Here is a 26175-nt window from a genome sequence, read left to right as displayed (position 1 = left end):
TGCTCTCTTTTGTTGTTGGAATGCGGGAACCGGGTGGCAAGACTTCCTTGCTCCTGGTCAGAACTGCCAATCCAGCGTCAAGCCCACGCCATGGGATTTATCCCGGGAGCCGAGCAGGCCGTTGTAATCGAGGTTGACCCGCACATCCTTGGCGACCGCGAGTCCGGCACGGGCGCCGATCACAGCAGCGTTGCGGTCCATGGACACGCTCTGCACCGCGAAAGTGCTGCTGCTGTCGGCAAATGCCAGATCCTGTTCGGACGTGGTGTTGCTCAGGTTGTGCTGCCAGCCGAGGGAGCCGGACAGCTGCAGTTGTTGTTTATCCGACAGGGCCAGGGTGTGGCTGGCCCGCACGCCCAGGGTCGAGAGCACGGCATCGCGACGGTCGTCGCCAGCGTGCAGGGCTGCGTTGTCGCCTTTCTCATGGAAGCTGTCGCTGTCCAGGTGCACATAGGCCAGGTTGGCAAACGGCTCCAGGGCGACCGGTTGCAAGTCGAGGCGATACGCCGCTTCGGTGAAGAGCTGGGTGGTCCGGGCATCGCGCTTGGTTTTCTCTCGGCCGCTGACGTCACCCCATTGCAGGTCCCGCTTGACGTCGATGCGATGCCAGCTGTGGGCGCCGCCGACGGTCAGGCGCAGCGCGTCGATCTCATGCCCCAGATAGACGCCCAGGTGATAGCTGTCGGCCTTGGCCGAAGAGTGGGTGCCGTCGCCCATGCTCAACGAACTGTCGCTGTAGCCGGTGACGAAGCCCAGTCGCGTCTGGTCGCTGATCAGGCCGTCGACACCGGCCAGCAGCCCGCCGATGGAGCTGGTCGTACTGGCGTGATCATGTCCGCCATCGTTCTTGCCCCAAGCACCCAGCACCTTGAACCAGGCATTGCTGCTGGCATCGGTCGGCGTACCGGCGTCGTACAGTGCGTCCTGGCGCAGGCGATCCCCCACGGCGTCGCGCAATTGACGGCTGTCGTTGATCAGCAGCGTGCCAATGGCCGGATGGATTTCACCAGACAGTTGCTGGAATGCCTGTTGCGCCACGGCGGCGCTGGGCGAAAGCAGCAAGGCTTCGTAGAGTCCGTTGCCCGCGCCCAATTGTTCGGCGGCCGAGGCGACGGAACGCTGGTTAGGCGTCAAGCCGAGGCTGGCAAACGACGCATCGTTACGCTCGACCGCCAGTTGAATGCCACTGGCGCTGTACGCCAGGTCGCCCCCCAGAAACGCATAGTTGGGCAAGACTTCAGCGAAGCGCCCGTCAATACCATCGACGGCCTGCAAGATATTGAACTGCCTGCCCAGCAGGCTTTTCACGTCGCCGGCCGTCAGCAGCGTCGGGCTGTTTTCCAGGGACAGCGACACCGTCGCCCCGTCAATGGAGGCCTTGCCGCCGGCCACGATCAGGTCGCTGGAGGTGGGCGAGACCTCCACCGCGTAGTTCGAACCGGGCTGGAACGTCACGTCGCCGGCCACTTGCAACGTGCCGATGGAGTTACCGGGCGCCACGCTGCCGCCGCGGTTGGCGGTCAGGCTGGCGATGCGCCCGTTGCCACCAAGGATGCCGCCGTCATTGACGGTAACGGCCGAGGCCAGCGAGCCATTGACTGCCAGCCGTCCTTGATTGACCAGGGTTGGCCCGCTGTAGGTGTTTGCGCCGGTGAGCACCAGGGTGCCGATGCCCTCCTTGGTCAGCCCGCCGTGACCCGCGATGTCGTTGCGCCAAACGTCCAGGCCACATTGGATGCCACTGCACACCCGCTCCGTGGATTTGCCAGCATCGATGATCGCGCCAATGCCCGGCAGGTCCACCACGAACTGACCGGAGCCGTAGGCGCCCTCGATGCGAAATTCCTCGGGAATGTCCTGCTCGGTCACCAGCATCGATGGACCGTCGATGGCCTTGCCCAGGTTGATCATGCCCCAGCCGTACAACGCATCGACGCCCGGCGCGCCCATGTCGGTAGCGGTGGTGCGCAGCACGCTGGCGACCTGGGCGCCGGTCATGTACGGGAAACGCTCCATCAACACCGCCACGCTGCCGGCAACATGGGGCGCGGCCATGGAGGTGCCGCTCTTGTTGGCGTAGCCGACGGTCAGGTCGTCGGCACTGGTGCCGCCAATCACGGCGCTGTAGACCCGTGTGCCCGGTGCCGACACGCAGAAACTGGCGGTGTAGCCGCAGCGCGACGAGAAGGTGCTGATGGTGTACGGATCGGCGCTGGCGGTGTCGGGGTTGATTTGCAGCGCCGCCACGGTGAGCCAGTTCGGCGCGATGTCCGGCACGAAATACGCCAGGCCCGCGATGGCGTCGGGGTTATTGAGGTTGTAGTCGTTGCCGGCGGCGAAGATCGTCACGATCCCGCTGCGGGCCGCGGCGATGGCGCCCTCGTAGGCGCCGCCGGGCTTGGTGCCCAGCAGCGGCTTGATCTGATCGAATTGCAGTTGCGCGTCCTGCACGGTGAAGTGCGGGAACGCCGGATCGCGGCCGCCCAGGTCGAAACGATCGGTGATGCCGATGCCCCAGCTGTTGTTGATGATGCGTGCGCCGCTGGCGATCAACGCGTCCCAACCCGCCTTGTACACCGCGCCATCGTTGCCCAGGATGATGCCATCCTCGGGGCCCGGGTCGCCGTTGTCGGCGCTGATGATCTGCGCATTGTACGCCACACCGTGCATCGGGCTGCCATCGCGACTGCCGGCAGCGATCCCGCCGACATGGGTGCCGTGGGAACCCAGCTTGCCATCGGAGCCCACAGTGGGTGAACCGTCGTAGCGGAACGCATCACCGGCCTTCACCGGGATGTAGGGGTCGGTGTACTCACGGATGCCGCTGGTGACCAGCGTCACGACTTTGCCGGTGCCGGAGAACTCTGGGTGCGCCGCGTAGACCGGCTGGTCGAAGATCCCCAGCTTGACGCCCTTGCCGGTATACCCGGCGGCGTAGGCCTGTTGCGCGTTGATGGCTCCCAGCCCCCATTCGGCGTTGAATTCGCTGCTGCGCCAGCTGTCCGGGTTGCCCGCCCTGCCGCTCTCGACATAAGGCGCCGCCTGGGCCATGCCCAAGGTCGCCAGGGCGCAGAGCACGGCGCGGTTGAGGGCCTTGAGCAGAAACACGCGGCCCGTCTGTCCGGGCTGTTTTTTGTTATCGACTTTCATCACGAACCATCCTTAGTAGCGTTTTATGAATTGCTGAAAATACCTTCTGTGGCGAGGGGATTTATCTGTGGGAGCAAGGCTTGCCCGCGATAAAAACAACGCGGTATCTCTGGAACCGAGGCGCCTGCACCGCGAGCAAGCTTTGCTCCCACAGATAAATCCCCTCGCCACAAAGACAAAGCGCCGATCATTGAATTGGCGCCCGGGACACAAACGCCTCATCCACCTTCGCCAGGTCCTGCGGGCCGAGGGTGCCGGCGTAGTAATGCAGCTTGGTCCAGGCCATGAGGTAGTCGTAACGGGCCTGGGCCAGGTCGCGGCGGGTGGTGTAGAGCTGTTGCTCGGCATTGAGTGCGTCGAGGTTGACCCGCTCGCCGCCAAGGATGCTTTGCCGGGTCGAGACCACCAGTGCTTCAGCGGAGCTCAGGGCCTTCTGATAAGCGCGCAGTTTGTTCGCCCCGGACACGCAGGCGCTGAACTGGCGGCGCAATTCGATCAGCGTCTCGCGGGTCTTGGCATCCAGCTCGTATTCGGCTTGTTCCATATTGCGGCTGGCCTGGCGGGTCGACGCCGAGACCCCGCCACCGGCGTACAGCGGCACACTGACTTCCAGGCCGATGGTGTTGGTGTCGTAGCGCTGGTTGTAGGTGTTGCCACTTTCCGATTCGTTCTGGCGCATCGTCGCGTAGGCGCTGACCTTGGGCAGGTGCCCGGCGCGGTTGCGCTCCACCTCGAAACGCGCCACGTCCACCGCTTGGCGCTGGGATGCCAGGTTGGGGTTATTGCTCACCGCCAGCTCATGCCAGGTGTCGAAACTGGCCGGTTGCAAGGCAAAGGTCTGGAAGGTGTCGTGCAACGGGGCCAGGTCGCCGATATCCAGGGCCGGGACGCCAATCAGCGAGCCCAGTTCACGCAAGGCGGCGTCCTGCTCATCGCGCGCCTCGATCTCTTCGGCGATAGCCAGTTCATAGCGCGCCTGCGCCTCGAGGATGTCGGTGCGCGTACCTTCGCCCTGGCGAAACAGATGCTCGTTCTGGTGGAATTGCTGCTCGAACGCCTTTTTCTTGGCCAGGGCAATGTCAATCTGGTCCTGGGCGAATAGCGCCTGGGTGTAATAACTCAGCACCCGCACCAACAACTCCTGGCTCTTGCCACGAAAACTTTCGTCGGCGAACAGCGCCTGGGCCACGCCCTTGCGGTAGGCCGCGTACGCCTCATAGTCCAGCAGCGGTTGTTGCAGTGTCAGGCTGGAGCCGTAGCTGCTGTAGTTGCGATCGTCATGCTGACTGGCGCCGCGATCGTTGAGGTACGTGACCTTGGATTGGTTGCGACCTTTGTTGTAGCTGTAGCCCAGGTGCGGCAACAGCCCGGCGCGGCCAATGGCGCGATTTTCCAGGCCCGCATCGCGCTCCTTGATCGCGCCCAGGTAGACCGGGTCATTGCGCAGGGCCTGCTCGTAGAACTCGAAGGGCCCCATGGCCCAGGCGTTGTTGCACACGGAAACGGCCAGCACGGCCAGCCAATAGAAACGCTTCATACCGCCGGACATCCTTATTCTTCGGTCAACGCAGAGCCGGCTCGGTCGAGCAGCGGTTTGAACAGGTAGTTGAGCAACGAGCGCTCGCCCGTGCGCACGAACATCTCGGCCGGCATGCCGGGCTTGATCACCAGGCCGTTGAGCTTGTCCATCGCCACGTCGCTGACGCTGCTGCGCAGGACGTAATACGGCGCGCCGGTCTTCTCATCGAGCATCTGGTCGGCGGAAATCAAACTGACTTCCCCCGGCACCCTTGGCGTGCGGTTCTGGTTGAAGGCGGTAAACAGGATGTCCACCGGCAAATGCGGGCCGACCTTGTCGATCAGGTGCACCGGCAAATGCCCTTCCACCTCCAACCGCGTGCCTTGGGGGACGATTTCCAACAAGGTGTCGCCCTGGCGTACCACCGCGCCCTCGGTATGCACCCCCAGGTTGACGGCGATGCCATCGGCGGTGGCGAGGATTTCGCTGTGTTGCAGCTCGAATCCGGCGGATTTCAATTGCTGTTGCAGGGTTTCGCTCTTGAGCTGGGCGTCGGCCAATTGGCTGCGCACCTCTTTCTGGTATTCCTCGTGATGCTGCTGCAGCTTCAGGCGCGACTCGACGATCCCCTGCTCCACTCGCCCGCTTTCGCCGCTGTTCTGCGCGAGTTCCTGCTGCACTTGCGACAGTTGGCGTTGATAGTCCAGCAATCGGTTGCGCGGGATGTAGCCGTTGTCGGCCAAGGGTTGCAGGTTGCCCAGTTGCAGGCGCAGGGATTCGGCTTGGGCGGTCAGGTCGCTGCGGGCCCGACGCATGCCCGCCAGTTGCGCCGCCGCACCCTCGATGTTGGCGCGCAACGCAGCCTGCTCCCGGGCGAAGGCTTCGCGGCGGCTGCTGAACAGTTGCCGCTGGCCTTCAAGCACAAGGGCCAGGCGTGGGTCGGGATCGCGACTCAGCTCAGCCGGGAAACTCACCTGCAACAGGTTGTCTCGCTCGCTTTGCCAGCGCGCCAGGCTTGCCCAGGTCATCCGGTACTGCGCCTGCAGCGATTGCACGTCGGCGGCGGCCTGGGTCTGGTCCAGGCGGAACAGCGGCTGACCCTGCTTCACCACTTCGCCTTCGCGCACCAGGATCCGGCTGACCACACCGCTGCTCATCGATTGCACCGCCTTGCGCTTACCTGAAACCACCACGGTGCCTTGCACGGGGATGCCCTGGTCCAGCGGCGCCAGGCTGGCCCAGGTAAAAAAACTGCCCGCGCCAACAAGCGCCAGCGCCCAGCCCATGCGGGTGAAGAAGCGGGCGTCGCGCTCCGGGTGCTCAACGTCCTGAGAATGTTCGAGATTCATGTCGAGTTCCTTGCTCATGTGCCACCCGGTTTGCTGGCAGCCTGGTACTGGCGACTCATGCTCAGTCCGTTGGGGGCCGTCTGGGGACTGTTCGGCGGTGAGCTGCGCGGCGCGTTGTCCTGTTGGCCCGACTGGCCGGAAAGCGCCCGCAACACTTGCTGGCTTGGGCCGAAGGCTTGTAGCCGGCCTTCGTCGAGCACCAGCAACTTGTCGGCCTGGGCGAGTGCCGAGGAACGATGAGTGACCAGCACGACACTGGTGCCCTGGGTCTTCATCTGCGCGATGGCACTGGCGAGCGCCGCTTCGCCAACCGTGTCGAGGTTGGAGTTAGGTTCGTCGAGCACCACCAGGCTCGGCCGGTCGTACATCGCCCGGGCCAGCGCAACCCGTTGTTTCTGCCCGCCGGACAAACCACCGCCGTCCTCCCCCAGCACCGTGTCATAGCCCTGGGGCAGGCGCAGGATCAACTCATGGACCCCGGCCTGCTGCGCGGCGGCAACGACTTTTTGCGGATCGGCTTGGCGAAACCGGGAGATGTTCTCGGCAATACTGCCGCTGAACAGCTCGATGTCCTGGGGCAGATAGCCGATGTGCGGGCCGAGTTGCTCGCGATTCCAGCGATGAATGTCGGCCCCGTCGAGGCGCACCGTACCCGCGAAGGTCGGCCACACACCCACCAGGACTCGGGCCAGGGTGGACTTGCCGGAGCCGGACGCCCCCAGCACGCCGAGCACTTCCCCGGCAGCCAAGCTGAAGCTGACCTGCTGCAGCGTCGCGTTGCGTTGCCCTGGTGGCCCTGCGCTCACTTGTTCGAAGCTCACCTGGCCCTTGGGCGCTGGCAGCGTCATGCCGTCATCCTGGGGCGCAAATGCCTGCAACAGCGCGTCGAGACGCCGGTAAGCCAGCTTGGCGCCGCTCCACTGCTTCCACACGGCGATCAACTGGTCGATGGGGCTCAATACCCGTCCCATCAGAATCGAGCCGGCAATCATCATCCCGGCGGTCATCTCGCCCTTGATCACCAGCAGTGCGCCCAAGCCCAACACCAGCGATTGCAGGCACAGGCGCAGGGTCTTGCTCAGGGAGCTGATGACCGCGCCGGTGTCGCTGGCCTGGTTCTGCAAGCCGAGAAACCGTGAGTGCACGGTGAACCAGCGGCTGCGCAGCGCTCCGAGCATGCCCATGGCCTGGATCGTCTCGGCGTTGTGCAAATGGCTGGTAGCCAGTTGAGTGGATTGTTGCGAGTAGACGCTGGCCTGCCCCAAGGCTCTTTTGGTCATGGCCTCGTTCAGACAGGCCAGGCCGATCAGCAGCAGCGTGCCGATGGAGGCAAACACGCCGAGCCACACGTTGAACAGGTAGATCACCAGCAGATAGATGGGAAACCACGGCGCGTCGAAGAAAGCGAACAGCGCCGGCCCGGTGAGGAATTGGCGAATATGCGTGAGGTCGCCCAGGGATTGCCCGGCGTTGCCTTCACCCTGGCGCAGATTGCGCTCGAACGCGGCCTTGTACACCTGGAGATTGAAGCGTCTCTCCAACTGGCTGCCGATGCGGATGACCACGAAGCTGCGGACCATCTCCAGCAGCCCGATGAATACGAAGAAGCCGACGACCATCAATGACAACATCGCCAGCGTGGTCTCGTTCTGTGATGACAACCCGCGGTCATACACTTGGAGCATATAAATCGAAGGTGCGAGCATCAGGACATTAATCAGCGCGGTAAAACATCCAACACTGATCAGAATATTTTTATAATCGCCCAGCGCTTTAAACAGCGGCGCCGCGGCAACGCTCCTTACCCTATTCATGATCTTCCTTGCAGTTGGCTTGCCCGCGAACGGGCCCGTTATTCAACTTACCAATCTTTGTTTTTCAATTCGGTCCACACCGAAACGCACGCCTGTTTGAACAAGCGCACTTCGATCAAGGCTCAACTGTACTCACTCGTTAATGAGCACTCTGGGATTTATTCCGCTCAAGCCTGAGTATCAAACCGGACTTCAAGGTCATTTGATAATGATCTCCCTGACGCAGCCCCAAGTGAGTCCTGGAGTCTTGTTTGCCGATCAGGGAAAGTCCGTCGGGTTCGGTGAACCAACGAACCGGTTCATCCCCCAACCATTGGCCCAGGCAATCGGTTTGCCCGCCCAGGGTCTGGTCCACCTTGAGTTCGACGAGGCAACTGTTGGACGGTTTGTCCTGCATCGCCTGGGTTTGCGCATTGTCCTGCGGGCTCGACAGAACAGCCTGCCACTGACCGGCCAACTGCGAGGGTTCTGCTAACAACAGACTGCGCGCCATGGCGACTTCTCCACAAAACATCATCAGCGTAGCGAGCAACCCGGCGGTTGCCTGAACGCTACTGGGCATGAATTTTCTACGCATTTTTTCATCCTGGCCGGGGTCCCGCAGGGGCAGCCGCCCCCGCGGGACATGGACATCAGGCCACGATATCCGAGACCGCTGCCTGGCCAACGGTGCTGACCAGGAAGTCAGCCACGCCGTGCCCGGAGAAGTCCACCGACAGCAGGCTGTTGCCAGCCGATGTCGACAACACCGCATCGCCCGCCGCCCCGGTGAACGCGCTCACGAAGTGCAGGCCCGCGCCCTTGGTGATACCGGTCAGGTCGATCTTGTCCAGGCCGCTGACGAAATCGAGGATCTGGTCCGTCGCTCCCGGCCGCGAATCGGAACTGGCGGCGAACACAAATGTGTCCGACCCCGAGCCACCCCAGAGCTTGTCTGCACCGCCGGCCCCCCAAAGGATATCGTTGCCCGCGCCGCCCTTGAGTTCGTTGGCCACCGAGTTGCCGATCAGCAAGTCGCTGCCCGCGCCGCCGATGGCGTTTTCGATGACGGCACCCTTGGCGATGGAGACGTTGCCTACCATGCCGCCAACATCGGAGAACGAGGCGTCATTGAGGTTGATTTTCTGGTTCTGGGTGAAACCGGAGAAATCCAGGGTGTCGCGACCGCCCGCGTCCCATACCGAAAACACCACTTTGTCCGACGACGAAGACGCACTGAGAAAATCGCGTCCGGTGTTGGAGTTGAAACCGTAGGTCGAATCGCCGGTACGGGTCGTGGTGTTGGCACCATAGAGCTTCTGGATGGCCGCGATGTCATCCATCAGCGGACCGGATGCGTAGGCTTCGACGCCACCCTTGCTGAAGTTCTGGTCGGTATTGCTTTCACTCCAGTAGCTCATGACGCTGTAGCCACGGGTGTCCTGGCCATAAGTGGCGTCATCGTAGGTCGGGCTGCCTTCACCAGCGTTGTAGTCACCCGGGTGGGCCAGGCCGAGGGTGTGACCGATTTCGTGGGTCAGGGTCTGGCGGCCGTAGTTGTTCAGGTCCGGGTTCTTGTTCTGGGTGTAGCTGCTGTTGATCAGGTACCAGGAGGTCCCGTCATAGCCGGCACCCGTCCCTGGCAGATAAGCGAACGCCGCCGCGCCATCCTGGCCGCCGCTGTAGTTGCCGAAGGTCATGTGACCATCGCCGCCGCTGGCTTTTTCGGCAAAGGTGACGTTGGCCACGTCCGCCCAGGATTGCATGGCCAGGGCCGCCTGGCCTTTCTGCTGCGCACTGAACTGGCTGAAGCCGCTGATTCCATGCTTGTTCATGGTGCTGGAAGAGGCGGAAGTGAGGAAGGTGTAGGTCAGCTCGATCTTGCCGCTGCCGTCCCGGTCCTGGTAAGCCGCGCCGTCGCGCAGCAACTGAGTGGCCGCCTCGTCGACAGAGTACGACGGTTTGCCGTTGACAGTCAGGTTACCGCCCCGGTCGTATTGGTGGCTGAAACTATTGATCTGGTTGAACGCACTACTGGCAGCTGCCAATGATTGCGGCGCCCAGAGGAGTTGTTCGGCAGAATCAATAGCGCTGCTTTTGACTTTCGACATAAACATACTTCCTTGTTTGCAAATGGAACAGTTTTAGTCAGACAGACAATCTCTGGCGAGATCGTCCTATCACTCGCCCAATGAGGACGTAAGAAACCTGACACAATTGGAAATCAAACGTCTAGCAATTTTTTTCGTTCAATTTCACGCCCCACCCTTAACGCCCATAAATAATAGGGTTCTGCCTCGTTAGTGCCCACGCTCAATTGCCCGAGTTGCGGATTGTCGGACAAAATTCTATTTAAATATTAAATATCGATAACTAGCAATTTGCGCACGGCGTCGCACTTTCGCCAACTAAGTGCCAGCGAAATGCTATTAATGAATATCTACTAAACCTCAACGGTTTTACGTGCACACACTTCCCGCAGACAACCTCGAAGCCAACGATGCACAGGATCGGCGTCCATCCGCGGATGCCAGAGCATGGCGATCGTGAACCCAGGTACGGGAAACGGCAGCGTAAAACTGTGCAGGCCGACCCGCAGGCTCGCGGTGTAGCGTTCAGGCACGCTGGCAATCAGGTCACTCGAGCGGGCCAGTCCCAGCGCCGAGGAAAAGCCTGGCACGGTGGTGACGATTTCCCGGGACAGATTCAACGCCGCCAGGGCCTGGTCGATGACGCCATGATCCAGGCCGCGCATCGACACACCGACATGCCCGCCTGCGGCATAACCGGTGGCGCTCACCGTTGCCTGGCTCAGCGGGTGTCCCGCGCGCACCACGCCGATCAAGCGGTCGCTGAACAAGGCCTGGGTTCGCAGTTCGGGGCTGGTGTCCTTGTCCACGACGGCGGTCTCCAGGTCCACGGTGCCTTCGCGAAGCGCCGTGCTGTCGCGGTCGGTCTTTTCCACGAAACGCAGGCGCACGCCGGGCGCTTGCTCATGGATGCGAGTGATCAGGTCGATGGCAAAGTTTTCCACGAACCCTTCGCGGGTGCGCAACGTGAAAGTTCGGCTCAAGCGCCCGAGATCCGGGGTCGTCACTGGCCGCAGCACCGCCTGGGCCTGCTGCACCAGGTGGCTGACCTGTTCGCGCAACTCCAGCGCGCGGGGTGTCGGCACCAGCCCTCGCCCGGCCCGAACCAACAGCGGGTCACCGGTGGTTTCACGCAACCGCGCCAGTGCCCGGCTCATGGCCGACGGGCTGAGCTGCAAGCGCCGGGCGGCCCTGGCCACGCTGCCTTCCGAGAGCAGCACATCAAGGGTGACGAGCAGATTGAGGTCAGGTGAGGACATGGCGGTAGCTCGAATTGAAGATATGGCGTTTGCTGCAGCTATAACGTGCAAATGCTGCGTCTTCCGCCATGTTATGCCCAGGCGTAACGTTCTGACAGCTCCGTTTCGAGCGCCACGATACAGGTGACACGATGAAACCCGTCAACACGCAACAGAACCGGCCGGCAACCGCGCCCACGCTCAAGCCCTTTTCACCTCGCCGGACCCTGGCCAGCCTTGCGCTCTCGACACTGCTGGCCTCCCTTGGCGCCAGTGTGGCTTCGGTGGCACTGCCGACGCTGGCCGAGGCGCTCGGTGCCTCTTTCCAGCAGGTCCAATGGGTGGTGCTGGCCTATCTGCTGGCAATCACCACGCTGATTGTCAGTGTCGGCCGCTTGGGAGACCTGATGGGCCGGCGCAAGCTGCTATTGGTCGGTATCGCCCTGTTCACCTTGGCATCGGCGGTATGCGGCCTGGCGCCCTCGCTCTGGCTGCTGGTCGCAGGTCGGGCGCTGCAAGGCCTGGGGGCCGCCATCATGATGGCGCTGACCCTGGCGCTGGTTGGCGAAACGGTCGATCAGGAAAAAACCGGCAGCGCCATGGGCCTGCTGGCAACGCTGTCGGCAGTGGGCACAGCCCTTGGACCGTCCTTTGGCGGTATGTTGATCAGCGGGTTCGGTTGGCCGGCCTTGTTCCTGGTCAACATTCCCCTCGGCCTGCTGACGCTAGGGCTGGCGTGGTATTCGCTACCGGTGCGTGAAGTGCCGCTGAAGCCCGAAGGAGTCCGCCTCGATGTGACCGGTACATTGCTGTTGGCAATGACACTCGCCGCCTATGCCTTGGCCATGACCTCCGAACACGGAAACTTTGGCGGATTGAATCTTGCGCTGCTGCTGATCGCGCTCGTGGGCGGCGGACTGTTCATTCGGGCCCAGTCCCGGGCCGTATCGCCGTTGATTCCCTTGGCAGTCTTTCGCGACAAGCAATTGGTATCAGGCCTGGCGACGAGCGCCCTGGTCGCGACGGTCTTGATGGCGACGCTTCTGGTCGGGCCTTTTTACTTGTCCATCACCCTCGGATTGCCGGCGGCCTTCGTGGGGCTGGCGCTGGCCGCGGGGCCGTCCGTCGCGGCGCTGGCCGGAGTGCCTGCCGGACGCCTGGCGGATCGCTTCGGCGTGCAGCCCATGCGGCTCGCCGGCCTGGCAACCATGGTCCTCGGCTGCCTGATGCTGTCACTGGTTTCCCCTGCGCTTGGCATCGTCGGCTACCTCACGGCTATCGTGGTGACGACCCTCGGCTACGCATTCTTCCAGACGGCCAACAACACAGCAGTCATGGCCGATGTCGCTGCCCAGCGGCGAGGCGTCATCGCCGGGCTGCTCAACCTGTCGCGCAACCTGGGTTTCTTCACCGGAGCCTCCGTGCTCGGCGCGGTGTTTGCGGCAGCGGCAGCGACGAATGACATCACCCACGCCAGCCCTGCGACCGTGACGAACGGTCTGCACATGACCTTCGCCGTCGCCCTGGCGATGATGACCCTGGCCCTGCTCATCGCCTGGAAAAGCCGCGTGCCAGAGCCATTGCCCAAGCCTCGGGACAACCCCAGCCAAGCGTGATGGCATTCTGGACATTGCCGCTTAAGTCGTGATCCAGATCAAAAAAAGTGAACCAATCGCAAAACGGACTGAAAAAATCCACATGAGCTTCATTTTCAGGTGCTATTTTTAGTTCTCACTGGTAGAGCCATGATGGCTCTTCCTTCCTGACATGAGCAAAAGGAAGCGCTCGATTGAAGAAGGCGGGCAACACATGAATAAAGGATCTTTCAGCAAGGTTACGTTCCCCAACGCTTGCCAGTTGATGCGCTGGCACTTCCATCCCATGGGATTCGAAGCGAGCATGGATGCGCCTGGCAGCATGGTTGCCCGGCTGTTTGACCGTGCCAGCGGCGAAACCATGATCGCCATTGCGGGTATCCCCTGCGCAACTGTGATGAATGCCCCGGATGTTGAACGAATAATCGAGGCGGTGGAGGCCGAGCTGGAAGCCTTTGTGCCACCGGTGGGGTTGCGGCGGTTTGCCTCTTAAGTCCACTTCATGTGGCGATACCGTTCACCTAGGTTCCAAAAGCGGCACCTCTCTTTTTCCAAGGGGATGTGCCGTTTTTTTTGAGGGGGCTCGGGATTTACTTGCTTTGGTGTGTATATCCGTTTTTGCGGTAACGGCTGCTGGCGGTTCCGCTCTTACAGCGGGTCACTTTTGGAAGAGCGCCAAAAGTAACCAAAAACGCTTTGCCCCACCACTTGGTGCCTCGCCTAGGCTCGGCATGCCTGAACGAAGGCATTGCTCCGTGGGCCGCCGCGAAGGGCCATCCATGGCCCAGCACGGCTATCCCGGCATCCATCATGCCGGGATGCCCACTCCACAATGCCTGCGTTCGGCCATCGTGGTTAACGGGGCGCCGAGATCAACGTCCACGCCGAGGCGGCCTAACAGCCGACCTGGTTCTTGGTGATCGCGTTTCTCCTGTGGGAGCGAGCTTGCTCGCGAAGGCGGTGGGTCAGTTACAGGGATGTTGGGCTGCGGGCCTCATCGCGAGCAAGCTCGCTCCCACAAAGGAACTCCGGGAGCACACGAATATTGTGTCTGCCGAAGATCCAATGTGGGAGCGAGCCTGCTCGCGATAGCGGTGACTCAGCCACATGGATGCCGGACATGCCCCATGTCCCGCTCTTGCTTTGCTTTGGATCTTGATCTGAGAGCCCCGTTAAACCACGCTGGCCGAACGCAGGCATTGCGCAGTGGGCACCTCGACATGGATGCCGAGCCTAGGCGAGACATCGAGTGGTGGGGCAAAAGCGTTTTGCTTACTTTTGACTGGGCCGGCTCCCGGGCTTTTCAAAAGTGAGCCGCCGTCAGGGCGGAACCCTAAGCAGCCGTTACCGCAGAAACGGATATGCCCTCCAAAAAAATGCACCTAAAAACGAAAAAAAACGGCGCCTTTCATTTCTGAAAAAACGCCGTTATTTGTATGTGAACAGCATCACGCCGAAGCGGGCTTCTCACCCATCACGAATGCAATCAGTCGTCGCGACCCATCAGGCCGAACAGCTGCAGCAGGCTGACGAACAGGTTGTAGATCGATACATACAGGCTGATGGTGGCCATGATGTAGTTACGCTCGCCGCCGTGAATGATGGCGCTGGTCTGGTACAGGATGCAGACCGACGAGAACAGCACGAAGCCGGCGCTGATCGCCAGTTGCAGGCCGCTGATCTGGAAGAAGAAGCTGGCCAGCGTCGCCCCCAGCAACACGAAGAAACCTGCGGTGATAAAACCACCCAGGAAGCTCATGTCCTTGCGGGAAATCAGCACGTAGGCCGACAGGCCACCAAATACCAGTGCGGTCATTGCGAAGGCCGAGCTGACCACTTCGGCGCCGCCCTGCATTTGCAGGTAGCGATTGAGGATCGGGCCGAGCAAAAAGCCCATGAAGCCGGTCAGGGCGAAAGCCGACACCAGGCCCCAGGCCGAATCACGGAGTTTGTTGGTGAGGAAGAAAAGGCCGTAGAAACCGATCAGCACGACGAAGATGTTCGGGTAACCCACCCGCATCTGTTGCGCGACGTAGGCCATCACACCGCTGAAAGCGAGTGTGAGGGCCAGCAAGCCATAAGTGTTGCGCAGGACGCGGCTAACCTCTAGCTGCTCAGCCTGCACGCTGTTGTTCACTGCGTAATCCTGTTCGCGCATGGCGACACTCCTCCGGTTTTGAAACATTCAGTGGCAAGGATCATAACAGACGCTCTGTAACAAGCTACGTAGAGAGTTTGACAGTGTGTTTCATTCGGGTATTATGGCGCCCGCAACGCAATACGGAGGTGTGGCCGAGTGGTTTAAGGCAACGGTCTTGAAAACCGTCGACTGTAACAGGTCCATGAGTTCGAATCCCATCGCCTCCGCCATCTTCTAACGTTAAAGCCCTGATTATTCAGGGCTTTTTCGTGTCTGGCATTCAGAATGCCAATTGCGGCTTCAACATTGGACACAGCTATGGCAAACCCTCCCCAGCCAATCAAGGAAAGAAAAGTGACCAGTAAAACCATCGGCTCCATCGTTGCCGCAATCGCGGGCATCGTCCTGTTGTGCGTGTTCTTTGGCAGTTGGTACACGATCGACGAAACCGAGCGTGGCGTGCTGCTGCGCAACGGGGCGCTGGTCGGCGTCATTGAACCGGGACTGTCCTTCAAGACGCCATTTATCGAGTCGGTACGCCTGATCAGCGTCCAGAGCCAAGTGACGGCTTATGAAGACCTCCAGGCCTACAGCAAGGACCAACAGTCCGCCCAGCTCAAGGTGTCCGTGTCCTGGCACATCGCGCCTTCGGATGTTGCGAAGGTCTACACCCAGTTCAAGGACCTGGAAGGTATCCGCGACCGGATGATCAGCCGCCAGGTGCCAACCCAGGTGGAAAACGTATTCGGCAAGTTCAACGCCGTGGCTGCCGTGCAGAACCGCGTCCAACTGGTCAACGATATTTCCACCGCCATCAAGGCCACCATTACCGGCCCCGTGATCATCGACAGCGTCCAGGTCGAGAACATTGACTTCAGTGATGCCTACGAAAAAGCCATCGAAGCGCGCATGGCTGCGGAAGTCCAAGTCAAGACCCGCGAGCAACAGCTCGCCACCGAGCAAGTGCAAGCACAGATTCGCGTGACTCAGGCCCAGGCCGAAGCCGATTCGCAAGTGGCGCAGGCCAAGGCAGACGCACTGGCGACCGAGTTGCGCGGCAAAGCCGAAGCCGAAGCCATCAAGGCGCGGGCCCAGGCCCTGGCCAGCAACCAGAACCTGGTGGAACTGACCAAGGCCGAGCGCTGGAATGGCGTCTTGCCGACTACCGTGCTACCAAACGGCGCCCTGCCCTTCATCGACATCAAGTAACGCCAGGGGCGCGGCCTGCCCGGCCGCGCCTTTCGCGCAGCAAGCATCGCCCCTCTCGTTAGCGCTACACTCAACCATGAACCCGACGTTCATCGTTAGCAGGGAGCTCAACGTGTACCCAGGCCACAGCAAACCGGCACACCAACCCGCACGACGTTTACCTTTCCCCCCTTCCGGCTCCTCCCTCGAGCATCTCTCCCCCCTCGGGAATTCACCAACTCCTTCGATAAGCGCCTTGAGCAGGAGAATAGCGTGACCACTATTATCAAAAAATATAAATGGCCCGCCCTATTGGCCGTCGCGCTGATTGTGTTTGCTGCACTGATATTCTTTTTGATCAAGTCATACACGTACGACTCATCGACCTACTTCGAATCCCGCGACTTCATTCGCCAGCTCAAGCAGGCCGACGCTAACTGGAACGTCAAGATCCTCAGGAAAAAGATCGGCGTGAACAATAACCTGTCGCTGGCGCCGCCGCTTGAGGCCAACAGTCGATGGGAGCAGTTGGAGCAGCTCAATAACGCTGGTCCCCTGGCGGCCCTTTGGGCATCCAGACGCAACGGTTATGTGGATGCGGTCAAGAACAAAACAGTACTGGTCGATCAATTCCAGCAACACAACGCCAATCTACGCATCGCCCTGGATGCGTTGCCGATGGTCGAGGACGGTATTCAAACGTTGCTAGCAGAGATGAGCACCGAAAGCTCTACGGGACGCCTGGCAACAGCCTCCAATGTTCGTGAGCTGACACTGACAACGCTGGAGTACGCACTTTATGTCACCTCAGACAAAGCCGAGGAAGTGCAGCGCCAATTGAGTGATCTGGAAAAATATGTCGACCAACTGCCCGCGACCAACCAGCCCCTCTTCATTGCCCTGACCCAGCACGTCAAATCCATTATCCAGGAGCAACCAATCGTCAATGATCTGCTGGACCGCATCAGCGTGATTCCGGTGGCCCAGGAATTGGACAGCATCAACGAGCTATTGAACGAGACACAGCGCAGGACAGCCGCTGCGGACCGTCAATACCATATCTACCTGGGCGCGTGTGCCAGCCTCATGGCGCTATTGATGATCTACCTGGCGGTACGCCTGGTTCGCAGTTACGCCGTTATCAACCAGATCAACCAGCAACTGCAAACGTCCAATGAACGGCTCGAGGAGCGCGTGCAGGAGCGCACTCGCGAGCTGATGGAGGCCGAACGCGAACTGGTGGATGCAGCCCGGATGGCGGGCATGGCCGAAATAGCCACGAATGTATTGCACAACGTCGGGAATGTGCTCAACAGCGTGAACATTTCGGCCGAGCTCGTGACCCGCAAGTTGAGGAACAGCAAGACGCTCGGGCTCACCAAGGCGGTCAAAATGATGAATGAACATGCCGAGGATCTTGGCCAGTTCATCACCCATGATGAAAAAGGCCGGTTGCTGCCGCGTTATTTCAACGAACTGGTCGACTCCATCGCCGCGGAACAGGCAGTGCTTATCGATGAGCTGGCGCAGTTGACCAAGAGCATCGATCACATCAAGGAAATCGTCACCACTCAACAAACCTATGCAGGGGCCGCCAGGTTGATCGAACCGCTCAATGTCAGCGATCTGTTCGAAGATGCGCTACGCATGAATTCGGGTGCGCTCAGTCGGCATCACGTCACCGTCATCAAGGAATATCAGGAAGTTCCTGCGATCATGGGGGACAAGCACAGGTTGTTGCTGATCCTGATCAACCTGATCAGCAACGCCAAATTCGCGATGTCGCACATCAGTGAGCACCCACGGGAGATAACCCTGGGGATCCGCATCCTAGACGAAACGACGCTGAGCCTGAGCGTCAAGGACCGAGGCGAAGGCATTTCCCCGGAGAACCTGGCCCGCATCTTCAATCACGGCTTCACGACCCGCAAGGACGGCCATGGGTTTGGCTTGCACAGCTGCGCCCTGGCGGCGGTTGAAATGAATGGCCGCCTCTATGTCCATAGCGACGGACCGGGGCAAGGCGCTCTGTTTACCCTGGAAGTCCCGCTGGAATTGGCCCGTGCCTGATCACCGTGACGGGCGCACGCTGACCCGCCGCCATCGCGAGCAAGCTCCCACAGGGGATTATTGGTGAATACCCGGAAAAACTGTGGGAGCGAGCTTGCTAGCGATAGCGGTCTACCTGTCACCGAGAGGTTGGCTGTACCGGCCCCACCTATTTCGTGTTTACAGGCCGGCCGCTACGGGCTCTTCGGGTCGGCAACGCGGCGGCATAGGCCAGCGCTTCCTCGCGGGAAGCAAAGGAACCCAACCGGTCAGCCTGGGTACAGACCCTCCACGGGCCGCTGTTTACGCTAAGCACGTCATAACCGTTGATGTGCATTTTCGTCAGCATCGCAGTGCTCATTGGTCACCTCCGACTTCAACCAAGGGTGCACGGCCTACCATACACGCTGATTGCGCCGGGCGGCCAACCGAACGTCGCGACACCCGCCGCATTCGTGGCGCCCTCAGTGGGAATCCGAATCCCACAACCAGTCCCACAACCCCGGTAAATGCACGGGTTCAGTGCTGTGATCGACCGTCCGAGCCAAGGCCGCTCGCTCCAGCGCCTGGTGGTCATCATAGAACGGCTTGGCGTCGGTCCTCACCCCGGTAGCCTTGGCACTGTCGAGCAGGATTTGCAGGTATTCACGAGCATGCCGGGCGGTATAACGATTGATGTCGTGAAACGTCACCACCACCGGAATAACTCCGTCCACCGCTGGCAGTTGCCCGGCGGCGATGCGCTCGCGCACTTCGGAAAGTTGTCGGATCAGGTTGATCCGCCGCCGCGGGCTCATCGTGATGCCCCAGACTTTGCCGTCATTTGCGCTCAGATCGGTCAACAAAATGTGCAGGCCATGCTGTCGGTAGGCGGCCGCAGTGCGCTTGTCGAAGCTCCAGAATGGCGGCCTCACCAAGATCGGCGCCGCGCCGCTAATGGCGGCGATATCGCTCCCACCATTGCTGAGCGATTGCTCCAGCTCATCAGGGCTCAGCGACCGGTGATTGGTGTGCCAGTGGGTCGCCGTATGAAAGGCCAGCACATGGCCTTCCTGCTGTTCACGGCGCATTACCGAGCGGCCAATATCACTGCCACCGGCACGTGGTGAGCGGGTCTGCAGGAAAAACACCGCCTTGATGCCGGGCTGTAGCGGATTGTCTGCGAGTGCGTCGAGCACCTCCAGGCTAGGGTTCCAGATAGACGAGGCGCTGGGCCCATCATCGAATGTCAGCAGGAAACGGATCGGGGGTTGTTCGCGCAAGCGTTGCTCGGTTTGCGGCGTCAGTTCGATGGGGGCGCCAATGCAGCCCGACAAACCGATGGCGAGGGCTGCGATGAACAGCACCCTGGCGATGTTTTTCATGTTTTGCCTTTTGTTGATGCCGCACTGCGTCGCCTTTGATCCCTGGCCTATGGTGTTGAAGCTCACCTTGGAGAAGGGTAACCGGGTTTGGTTCCTTGCCGTGAGTTCCGGCTGTTTTGCCGCTGCTCGGTGCACGAGCCTGAGCGGTATTAATTTGACCGTCTGGAAATTCGATGGAATTTTCCGAATGCCTTTGTATCCATCCGTATAGGACTAATTAGGGAGGATTTATGGGCGGGCCATCGCTTTACATCATTGACTACATACTCCATGGCGAACCCAAGTCATTCATTATTCGCGCGGAAGTGATGAATAACTCCGAGGCTTGGCATTGGGCCAGTTGCGACGCGGGGGTCGGGCGCATACCGAAATTCGGGAGAGAAAAGGTCAAGCGGGTCTCCAAGCCCCTTGCTGAAAAATACGGTATTACCGACGTACGCTGGCGGGCAAGCGTCACGCCGTCCTGGGTCAAGGAGTCCAGCTGACACTACTCGCATTGTTTCCGGCGCACCGGCTGTCTAGCCGGACGCCGGATTCTTCGACAGACCTGAAATAACTCAACTACGCTTAAACCACGGCGCAGCCCGCCCCCTGGCGGGTTTTGTGCTGCCTCATCAACCCCTGAATGGAGGTGTGACATGTCCGAAAAAGAGTCCATCACCACCCTGCTCACCTTGCTCGAATCGCGTCAAGCCAGGCTCACGGCAGCCTGCAAGGAAATCGCCGACTGGGTCGACCACCAAGGCGGGCACCCCACCGCAGTGCGCATCCGGGACCGGCTCAACGACATCGACAAAGACGCTCCGTCGATCCAAAGCGCGCTAACGTCGCTCAAGCCTGCTGAACCCCCTCTACCCAAGTTCCGCTGACGCGCTGCGCCAGCCCCGTTTCTCCCTGAGTTCTACCGGTTGGAAAACTGATGGAACGTGGGCTTTTTTTGCACCTCGAAATTGATAGGCACCGGTGCAGAAACCGCAAAGGGAGAAACTCATGAATGCCAGAATCCTGCTATTGATCGTTTGTGCAAGCCCCGCCGCCGTCTTGGCCCAAGGCTGCGACGTCATCACACGATCCCAGAGCCAGGCCGTTCCAGTGATCGAAAGCCATAGCTGCTACGAATACAAAGGCATGCCCGCCGAAGCCCTCGATTGGTCTTGCAGCAATGAAAGCAAGGGAACGCTCACGACTCAAAAGCGTAGAGTCGAGCGTTGTGCCGAGGGATACGTGGCGACATGCCAGGCGAAGCCGACCCAGGAAGCGTTGGCCAACCCGCACTCAACCAGCAAGGAAAAGCGCGGTGGGTCGGCCACCCTTCCCGATGATGCAAAAGTGACGTGGTACTACTACGGCGTCGAGCAGTTGCAGCAGGCCCGGGAAGACTGCGAAACCACCGGCGGCAATTGGATAAACCAGTGAGGTGGCTGTCACAGCCGCTTCCTGGCTAGCCCTTGCTGTGCTCCGGCGATGACGGACCTTCCTTGACTCCGCGAGGCCCGGCTACGCCCCAGATGACCAGGCCCAGCACTGGCAAAACGATCAGCAGCAGGGCCCAGCCCGCCTTGGTCCCGACCGACTTGTCGCTTCGAAAGACACTGACGATCGCCCACAAATCGACGAGCAGCAAAAGCACCGCAACAGCGATCCAGAAATAACTGGCTAATTCAGACATGACCTAATCCTCTTGTCGGTTCAAGGATTAGGCAGAGCCGTTGAGGCGCCGTTCAAAGAATTTGCACCCTCGGGACGCGCATTGGCAGCTATCCCCGCTCGTTCAGATAAGCGACCCACTGCTCATAAGCTTCATGTTGACGCTGGACTGCCTCATCCCAGGTCGATCCACTCATTTGATGAACACATATGAGCTTCATCATTTCCGACGTTGCCGTATCGAGCTCTACCAGGAGCTCATGGGATTTGATCTTGAAGTCTTCAACGGTGGTCATTTCTCGCTTCCTTCCCCTATCGGGGCCGGCCAATGCACCCAACATGGATTCATTTTTTTGAAGCTGATTCATTTGAGGCGATAACCGGTCGAAAACCTAGTGCTAGCGGTCGCAGAGATGGAGCGAAGCGATGACAGGCACAAATAAGCTCAGTCTTTCCCGCTCCGTCGCGGTCGTAGTGGATAAGACCTTGAAAAACTCGACATTTGAACGAAGCAGCTAATGCCAGGCGCAAATATTGCAGTTATATTTCACTTTAATGACAGTCACAGATCGAGCACGGCCATGAAAATTCGAGCGACCGTCATCTGCGAGGAAAATCGCCACATCCTCCTGGTTCGCAAAGCCAATAGCCGCTGGGCGTTGCCGGGCGGTACCGTCGAGCGCGGCGAAACCCATGCCGGCGCAGCCATTCGGGAATTGGCAGAGGAAACCGGCCTGGACGTCGAGAATCTGCTCTACTTGATGCGAATCAGTGACGGGCAGACCGAACATCATGTGTTCGAAGCATCAGTCAGCGACTCGACGGCGGCCAAGCCACAGAATGAAATCAGCGATTGCCTCTGGCATCCGCTGGACGCTATTGCCCAGTTGCAAATGAAAAAGGGGACGCGGGACATTCTCGAGGCGTTTCGGCGACGGTTGTGAGGCACCGGTACTGAAGACCAATACCGGATAGGTTGCATGAGAAATATCATGCAACCTATTGTTTTATAAATACTAGATGATCACAAAATTGCCAGAAATCTGCCATCAAGCCGCTGAGGGCAACGGGCTCACTTTTTCTGCCAGGCGGTACTGATCGGGTTGACCACGGTATTTTCTTCCTGCGTATAGGTCCCGTTCTGCTGGGCTATCGCCTCGCCGGTGTCGACAATTGCGTTCTGGATAAATACGTTTTGTGCATCACCTCGAATAAAGGTGAGCTGGTGATACGCCGTTTTATTGCCCCAGTCAGGGGAAGGCAGGGAGATGAACTTCACAGTGTATGTCTCGTCGGTGTGCTGGCCCTGCAAGACGTAGACACCGTAATGATTTTCTCCCTGAGAGATGATTTTGTACAAACCGTTGCTGTAGTAATAAATTTCCGCGTCGGGAAAGGGCTTCTTATCGTACATTTTCCGATAGTGCAGAACCTGCTTGACGGTCGGCTCGCCAAAGTTCACGGCTAGCGTTTTCCCATCAACGGAGGTTGTCTCCCCAGCGCATACAGCGCTGCTGCTCATCAAGGCCAACAGACTCATCGTTGCGATCGTTTTCACTCGTTACCTCTCCATGGTCAAAGGATTAGCGTACTGGGCAAGGGCTGGAGGACGTAACCACCAGCCACTCACCTTGCTAATCTCAACGCCGAGTGTAGAGGCTTGCGCTTGAAAATACCCGCAGGCTTGGGCTCCGTTTCCGCAGCAGTTTTCAGAAGCGGAAACGAACAAGGGTTTGCATTAGCTTTCGCTCGCAAACCCTTGATTTTAGATGGTGCCCGAAGCCGGAATCGAACCGGCACGCCCTTACGAGCGGGGGATTTTAAGTCCCATGCGTCTACCAGTTTCGCCATTCGGGCGGTAGCGCGGTTAGCCATGGGAACGTCGGCAAAATCCAGTGGCCGATGTTCTGGCTGGTGCAGCAAGAGGGGGAATATATACATCCCTCCTCTGCGAAGCAAGGTAGCTCATGTCCTTTTCAATACAAAAGCTTTCAATGCTTCGAAAATAAAAAAGCTCCGTAAATCATAGATCTACAGAGCTTTTTAAAAGTGGAGGCCGAAGTCGGAATCGAACCGGCGTAGGTGGATTTGCAATCCACTGCATAACCATTTTGCTATTCGGCCTCAGAACGTTTGATGCAATGCTGCCACATCAACCGCGGTACAAACCTGATCAGGATACAGGGCATCTAGGCGCCGCTATCTCCTTGAAAACATTGAGATTTTTTACGTCCCAGTGCGTTCGATGGGCGCAATTATGTACTCATTTGCCCAGGCTGACAACCCCTTGATTTCAAAAAAAAATTGTCCAGCGGTCTCGGTGTGCCAGGCAGATATCAGGAAGCCTTTTGGGACTGCTGCGCAGCCCAGCGAGAGCATGCTCCCACGCCACGGGCGATTTGCGGGGTTGTGGGATCTTACAGTGCAACGCCCCAACCGGCTGTCGCAGCCCTGCACCATTATGGGTAACATACCGGCCCTCCCCGCAGCCCTTCTGCGACCTGCTAAATAAGCCTATTCCATGCCTTTTGAACTCAGCGTTGACCTCACTACCCTCGCTATCCTTGCTGTTGTCGCGTTCATTGCCGGTTTCATCGATGCCATTGCCGGTGGCGGTGGGTTGCTGACCACGCCAGCCCTGCTGACGGCAGGCTTGCCGCCTCATCTGGTCCTGGGGACCAACAAACTCAGCTCGACCTTCGGCTCGGCGACGGCCAGCTTCACCTTCTACAAGCGCAAGCTGTTCCACCCAAGGCAGTGGACTCATGCCCTCGTCGGCACCTTGGTCGGGGCCCTGACCGGCGCCATCGTCGCCCATTACTTGCCCGCCGAGTGGCTGAACAAGATGCTGCCGGTGATCGTCTTCGCCTGTGGCCTGTACCTGTTGTTCGGCGGCACGCCCAAGGCACCGCTGGACAGCGACGCACCGATCAAGAAGACATGGCAGTCGCCCCAAGGCTTCAGCCTGGGTTTCTATGACGGCGTGGCCGGGCCGGGTACGGGGGCGTTCTGGACTGTGAGCAGCCTGCTGCTCTACCCCATCGACCTGGTCAAGGCCAGCGGCGTGGCCCGTAGCATGAACTTCGTCAGCAACATCGCGGCGCTGTCGGTGTTCATCTTTTCCGGACAAGTGGACTGGGTCATCGGCCTGAGCATGGGTGTGTCTGTGATGGTCGGTGCGTTCTTCGGCGCTCGCACCGCCATCAGCGGCGGCGCGAAGTTCATCCGACCGGTGTTCATCACCGTGGTGCTGGGCTTGACCGTGCGCCTAGCCTGGCAGCACTGGTTCAGCGTGGCCTAGGCGCCGCGCCACATACAGGTCGATCAGGTAGCGGGCGATGGAGCGCGAAGCCGGCAACGGTGGCAGGTCATGGATGTTGAACCACTGCGCGTCCTCGATTTCATCTTCCTGGGGCACGATGTCGCCACCGGCATATTCAGCGTGGAAACCGAGCATCATCGAATGGGGGAATGGCCAGCACTGGCTGCCCATGTACTGGATGTTCTTCACCTCGATGCTGACTTCCTCGCGAACCTCGCGCACCAGGCAATCCTCGGCCGACTCGCCAGGCTCGGCAAACCCCGCCAGGGTGCTGTAGACGCCCGGGACGAAACGCGGCGAACGGGCCAGCAGGACTTCATCGCCGCGAGTGATCAACACGATCATGCTCGGAGAAATCCGCGGATAGTGCCGCAGCTCACAGGCATCGCAATACATGGCCCGTTCCAACGGAATCTGGCCCATGCGCTTGCCGCAACTGCCACAGAAACGATGCTCGCGGGCCCAGGTGCCGATCTGCGCGGCATAGCCCAACACTTTGTACAGCGTGTGGTCATCCTCGAGCATGAACGCCCGCAGGCCTTTCCAGTTGCAGCCAGGGATGTCCAGCAGGCTGTGCAATTCCAGCAGGTAGACGGGCTCGCCATCCAGGTGACCGATGCCATGCTCGGCGAGGATCGACAGGTCTTGGCGCTTGAGCCATTCGCGGGGAAACAGCGCGCCGTTGTCATCGAACAGAAAGCCCTCAGGGCTGCGGGCGACGGCCCAGCCGCCAGCAAGAGCGGTATCGAGTACTGCGGTGGTCCAGCGTGAAATCATGGTCAATCAATCCTGAAATTCAGGTTTCTGTTTGCTCATATGGGCGGCCATGGCCACGCGCAGGTCGGTCGATTGCAACATGGCGGCGTTCCAGGTGGCGACGTATTCCAAACCGTCGTCGATGCGGTGGTCGCGCATGTAGCTGATCATTTCCTTGGTGCCGGTCACGGCAATCGGCGACTTGGCGGCGATTTCCCGGGCGATGCCCATCACGCCGTCGAGCAGGCTGGCGGTGTCACTGTAGACACGATTGACCAGGCCGATGCTGCGCGCTTCGTCGGCACCAAAAGTGCGCCCCGTATAAGCGAGTTCACGCAGCATGCCGTCCCCGATGATCCGGGGCAAGCGTTGCAATGTGCCAACATCGGCGGCCATGCCGATATCGATCTCCTTGATGGAGAACTGGGCGTCCTCGGCCGCGTAACGCATGTCGCAGGCGGCAATCAGGTCGATGGCCCCGCCCAGGCAATAGCCCTGGATAGCCGCGAGCACGGGTTTGCGGCAGTTGTCCACGGCGTTGAACGAGGCTTGCAGTTGCAGGATCTTGCGCCGCAGCAGGCGTGCATTGCGCCCTACGTCCTTGCCCAACTCGTTGGCCACGCCCGCCAGCATCATCAGGTCTATCCCCGAGGAGAAATGCTTGCCGGCACCGCTCAGCACCACCACCCGTGCGGCATCGGTGTCGTCGATCCACTGGAAGATCTCGATGATCTCGCTCCAGAACGCAGCGTTCATCGAGTTGATCTTTTCCGGGCGATTGATCTGCACATGGGCAATGTTGTCTGCAAGTTCGACGTTGAACGCTTGGTATTGCGACATGGCAGTGATCCTTTACCGGCTGAAAAGAGGCTTGAACTATAACAAGCCATCGCGACAGGACGTAGACAGTGCATCGGCCAAAAGCGGGACTGACCTCACCGCAAGTCGTTGTGGGAGCGAGCTTGCTCGCGATGG

At 59.9% G+C, this 26175-nt stretch carries 24 protein-coding genes and 3 tRNA genes; 10 read left to right on the top strand and 17 right to left on the bottom strand.

Annotated elements, in window-relative coordinates; all coding sequences use genetic code 11:
• Positions 1-57 precede the first annotated feature (57 nt).
• From F7R20_RS11395 to F7R20_RS11365, 7 genes are all read right to left on the bottom strand, one after another.
• Positions 58-3150: an autotransporter serine protease gene (locus F7R20_RS11395; RefSeq protein ID WP_003201781.1), complete on the bottom strand. Its 3093-nt coding sequence runs from the start codon at positions 3148-3150 to the stop codon at positions 58-60.
• A 187-nt stretch (positions 3151-3337) separates the two neighbouring features.
• The gene (locus F7R20_RS11390) at positions 3338-4687 is read right to left on the bottom strand and encodes a TolC family outer membrane protein (RefSeq protein WP_003201779.1); all 1350 of its coding nucleotides are present in this window, start codon (positions 4685-4687) and stop codon (positions 3338-3340) included.
• A 14-nt stretch (positions 4688-4701) separates the two neighbouring features.
• Entirely contained in the window at positions 4702-6036 is a 1335-nt protein-coding gene (locus F7R20_RS11385) for an HlyD family type I secretion periplasmic adaptor subunit (RefSeq protein ID WP_013693340.1), read from the bottom strand.
• Positions 6033-7832: a type I secretion system permease/ATPase gene (locus F7R20_RS11380; RefSeq protein WP_003201775.1), complete on the bottom strand. Its 1800-nt coding sequence runs from the start codon at positions 7830-7832 to the stop codon at positions 6033-6035. Before F7R20_RS11380 ends, F7R20_RS11385 begins: the two co-directional genes overlap by 4 nt.
• 139 nt (positions 7833-7971) lie before the next feature.
• On the bottom strand, positions 7972-8409 hold the full coding sequence (locus F7R20_RS11375; RefSeq protein WP_371916703.1) for an AprI/Inh family metalloprotease inhibitor: 438 nt from the start codon (positions 8407-8409) through the stop codon (positions 7972-7974).
• A 55-nt stretch (positions 8410-8464) separates the two neighbouring features.
• Positions 8465-9922, bottom strand: coding sequence for a serralysin family metalloprotease (locus tag F7R20_RS11370; RefSeq protein ID WP_003201770.1), 1458 nt, complete (start codon positions 9920-9922; stop codon positions 8465-8467).
• Positions 9923-10254: 332 nt separating this feature from the next.
• Positions 10255-11160 carry a LysR family transcriptional regulator gene (locus F7R20_RS11365; RefSeq protein ID WP_003201768.1) on the bottom strand — a complete coding sequence of 302 codons (906 nt, stop codon included), beginning with the start codon at positions 11158-11160 and terminating at the stop codon, positions 10255-10257.
• Between the two features lie 131 nt (positions 11161-11291).
• Here F7R20_RS11365 and F7R20_RS11360 point away from each other — a divergent pair, with 131 nt between their 5' ends.
• Both F7R20_RS11360 and F7R20_RS11355 read left to right on the top strand, forming a co-directional pair.
• Complete coding sequence (locus F7R20_RS11360; RefSeq protein WP_003201766.1) at positions 11292-12755, top strand: MFS transporter; 1464 nt, start codon at positions 11292-11294, stop codon at positions 12753-12755.
• 193 nt (positions 12756-12948) lie between these two features.
• Positions 12949-13227, top strand: a complete 279-nt coding sequence (locus F7R20_RS11355) for a DUF1652 domain-containing protein (RefSeq protein ID WP_003201764.1) — start codon at positions 12949-12951, stop codon at positions 13225-13227.
• 993 nt (positions 13228-14220) lie between these two features.
• On the opposite strand, the gene F7R20_RS11345 is transcribed toward F7R20_RS11355, so the two are convergent.
• Positions 14221-14892, bottom strand: coding sequence for a Bax inhibitor-1/YccA family protein (locus F7R20_RS11345; RefSeq protein ID WP_003201763.1), 672 nt, complete (start codon positions 14890-14892; stop codon positions 14221-14223).
• A gap of 124 nt (positions 14893-15016) precedes the next feature.
• Here F7R20_RS11345 and F7R20_RS11340 point away from each other — a divergent pair.
• The 3 genes from F7R20_RS11340 (at position 15017) to F7R20_RS11330 (ending at position 18132) form a co-directional block, all read left to right on the top strand.
• Positions 15017-15104: transfer RNA gene (locus F7R20_RS11340), tRNA-Ser, on the top strand.
• A gap of 124 nt (positions 15105-15228) precedes the next feature.
• Positions 15229-16083: a prohibitin family protein gene (locus tag F7R20_RS11335; protein WP_003201760.1), complete on the top strand. Its 855-nt coding sequence runs from the start codon at positions 15229-15231 to the stop codon at positions 16081-16083.
• 252 nt (positions 16084-16335) lie between these two features.
• Positions 16336-18132 carry a DAHL domain-containing protein gene (locus tag F7R20_RS11330; protein ID WP_003201758.1) on the top strand — a complete coding sequence of 599 codons (1797 nt, stop codon included), beginning with the start codon at positions 16336-16338 and terminating at the stop codon, positions 18130-18132.
• A 148-nt stretch (positions 18133-18280) separates the two neighbouring features.
• On the opposite strand, the gene F7R20_RS31930 is transcribed toward F7R20_RS11330, so the two are convergent.
• Both F7R20_RS31930 and F7R20_RS11320 read right to left on the bottom strand, forming a co-directional pair.
• Positions 18281-18472 (bottom strand): hypothetical protein, encoded by a 192-nt coding sequence (locus F7R20_RS31930; protein ID WP_013693334.1) that lies wholly within the window; start codon positions 18470-18472, stop codon positions 18281-18283.
• Positions 18473-18575: 103 nt separating this feature from the next.
• On the bottom strand, positions 18576-19475 hold the full coding sequence (locus F7R20_RS11320) for a polysaccharide deacetylase family protein (protein ID WP_003201756.1): 900 nt from the start codon (positions 19473-19475) through the stop codon (positions 18576-18578).
• A gap of 230 nt (positions 19476-19705) precedes the next feature.
• Here F7R20_RS11320 and F7R20_RS11315 point away from each other — a divergent pair, with 230 nt between their 5' ends.
• The 3 genes from F7R20_RS11315 to F7R20_RS11305 all read left to right on the top strand — a co-directional run bounded on the left by F7R20_RS11315 (position 19706) and on the right by F7R20_RS11305 (position 20891).
• Positions 19706-19960: a DUF6555 family protein gene (locus F7R20_RS11315; RefSeq protein ID WP_003201754.1), complete on the top strand. Its 255-nt coding sequence runs from the start codon at positions 19706-19708 to the stop codon at positions 19958-19960.
• Between the two features lie 153 nt (positions 19961-20113).
• The gene (locus tag F7R20_RS11310; protein WP_003201752.1) at positions 20114-20344 is read left to right on the top strand and encodes a hypothetical protein; all 231 of its coding nucleotides are present in this window, start codon (positions 20114-20116) and stop codon (positions 20342-20344) included.
• Positions 20345-20465: 121 nt separating this feature from the next.
• Positions 20466-20891 carry a hypothetical protein gene (locus F7R20_RS11305; protein ID WP_003201751.1) on the top strand — a complete coding sequence of 142 codons (426 nt, stop codon included), beginning with the start codon at positions 20466-20468 and terminating at the stop codon, positions 20889-20891.
• 25 nt (positions 20892-20916) lie between these two features.
• On the opposite strand, the gene F7R20_RS11300 is transcribed toward F7R20_RS11305, so the two are convergent.
• Both F7R20_RS11300 and F7R20_RS11295 read right to left on the bottom strand, forming a co-directional pair.
• A complete protein-coding gene (locus F7R20_RS11300; RefSeq protein WP_003201749.1) occupies positions 20917-21144 on the bottom strand; it encodes a PLD nuclease N-terminal domain-containing protein in 228 nt (75 codons plus the stop codon).
• Between the two features lie 88 nt (positions 21145-21232).
• The gene (locus tag F7R20_RS11295; RefSeq protein WP_003201747.1) at positions 21233-21418 is read right to left on the bottom strand and encodes a hypothetical protein; all 186 of its coding nucleotides are present in this window, start codon (positions 21416-21418) and stop codon (positions 21233-21235) included.
• Between the two features lie 285 nt (positions 21419-21703).
• Here F7R20_RS11295 and F7R20_RS11290 point away from each other — a divergent pair, with 285 nt between their 5' ends.
• Complete coding sequence (locus F7R20_RS11290) at positions 21704-22066, top strand: NUDIX hydrolase (protein ID WP_003201745.1); 363 nt, start codon at positions 21704-21706, stop codon at positions 22064-22066.
• Positions 22067-22194: 128 nt separating this feature from the next.
• On the opposite strand, the gene F7R20_RS11285 is transcribed toward F7R20_RS11290, so the two are convergent.
• The 3 genes from F7R20_RS11285 to F7R20_RS11275 form a co-directional block, all read right to left on the bottom strand.
• Positions 22195-22662 carry a hypothetical protein gene (locus F7R20_RS11285; protein WP_032833317.1) on the bottom strand — a complete coding sequence of 156 codons (468 nt, stop codon included), beginning with the start codon at positions 22660-22662 and terminating at the stop codon, positions 22195-22197.
• Positions 22663-22892: 230 nt separating this feature from the next.
• Positions 22893-22979, bottom strand: a tRNA-Leu gene (locus F7R20_RS11280).
• Between the two features lie 193 nt (positions 22980-23172).
• Positions 23173-23246, bottom strand: a tRNA-Cys gene (locus F7R20_RS11275).
• Between the two features lie 397 nt (positions 23247-23643).
• Between F7R20_RS11275 and F7R20_RS11270 the strand changes: the two genes are divergently transcribed.
• The gene (locus tag F7R20_RS11270; RefSeq protein ID WP_003201742.1) at positions 23644-24423 is read left to right on the top strand and encodes a TSUP family transporter; all 780 of its coding nucleotides are present in this window, start codon (positions 23644-23646) and stop codon (positions 24421-24423) included.
• Here the strand turns inward: F7R20_RS11270 and nudC are convergent.
• Together nudC and F7R20_RS11260 are read right to left on the bottom strand one after the other, a co-directional pair.
• Complete coding sequence (gene nudC / locus F7R20_RS11265; protein ID WP_003201739.1) at positions 24391-25221, bottom strand: NAD(+) diphosphatase; 831 nt, start codon at positions 25219-25221, stop codon at positions 24391-24393. The genes F7R20_RS11270 and nudC overlap by 33 nt on opposite strands.
• Positions 25222-25227: 6 nt before the next feature.
• A complete protein-coding gene (locus F7R20_RS11260) occupies positions 25228-26040 on the bottom strand; it encodes a crotonase/enoyl-CoA hydratase family protein (RefSeq protein WP_003201737.1) in 813 nt (270 codons plus the stop codon).
• Positions 26041-26175: the final 135 nt, after the last annotated feature.

It is taken from the genome of Pseudomonas brassicacearum subsp. brassicacearum (assembly GCF_008801605.1).
GTDB classification, from domain to species: domain Bacteria; phylum Pseudomonadota; class Gammaproteobacteria; order Pseudomonadales; family Pseudomonadaceae; genus Aquipseudomonas; species Aquipseudomonas brassicacearum.
Note: the sequence above shows the minus strand (reverse complement) of the source record. Positions and strands in the feature narration are given on the sequence as shown.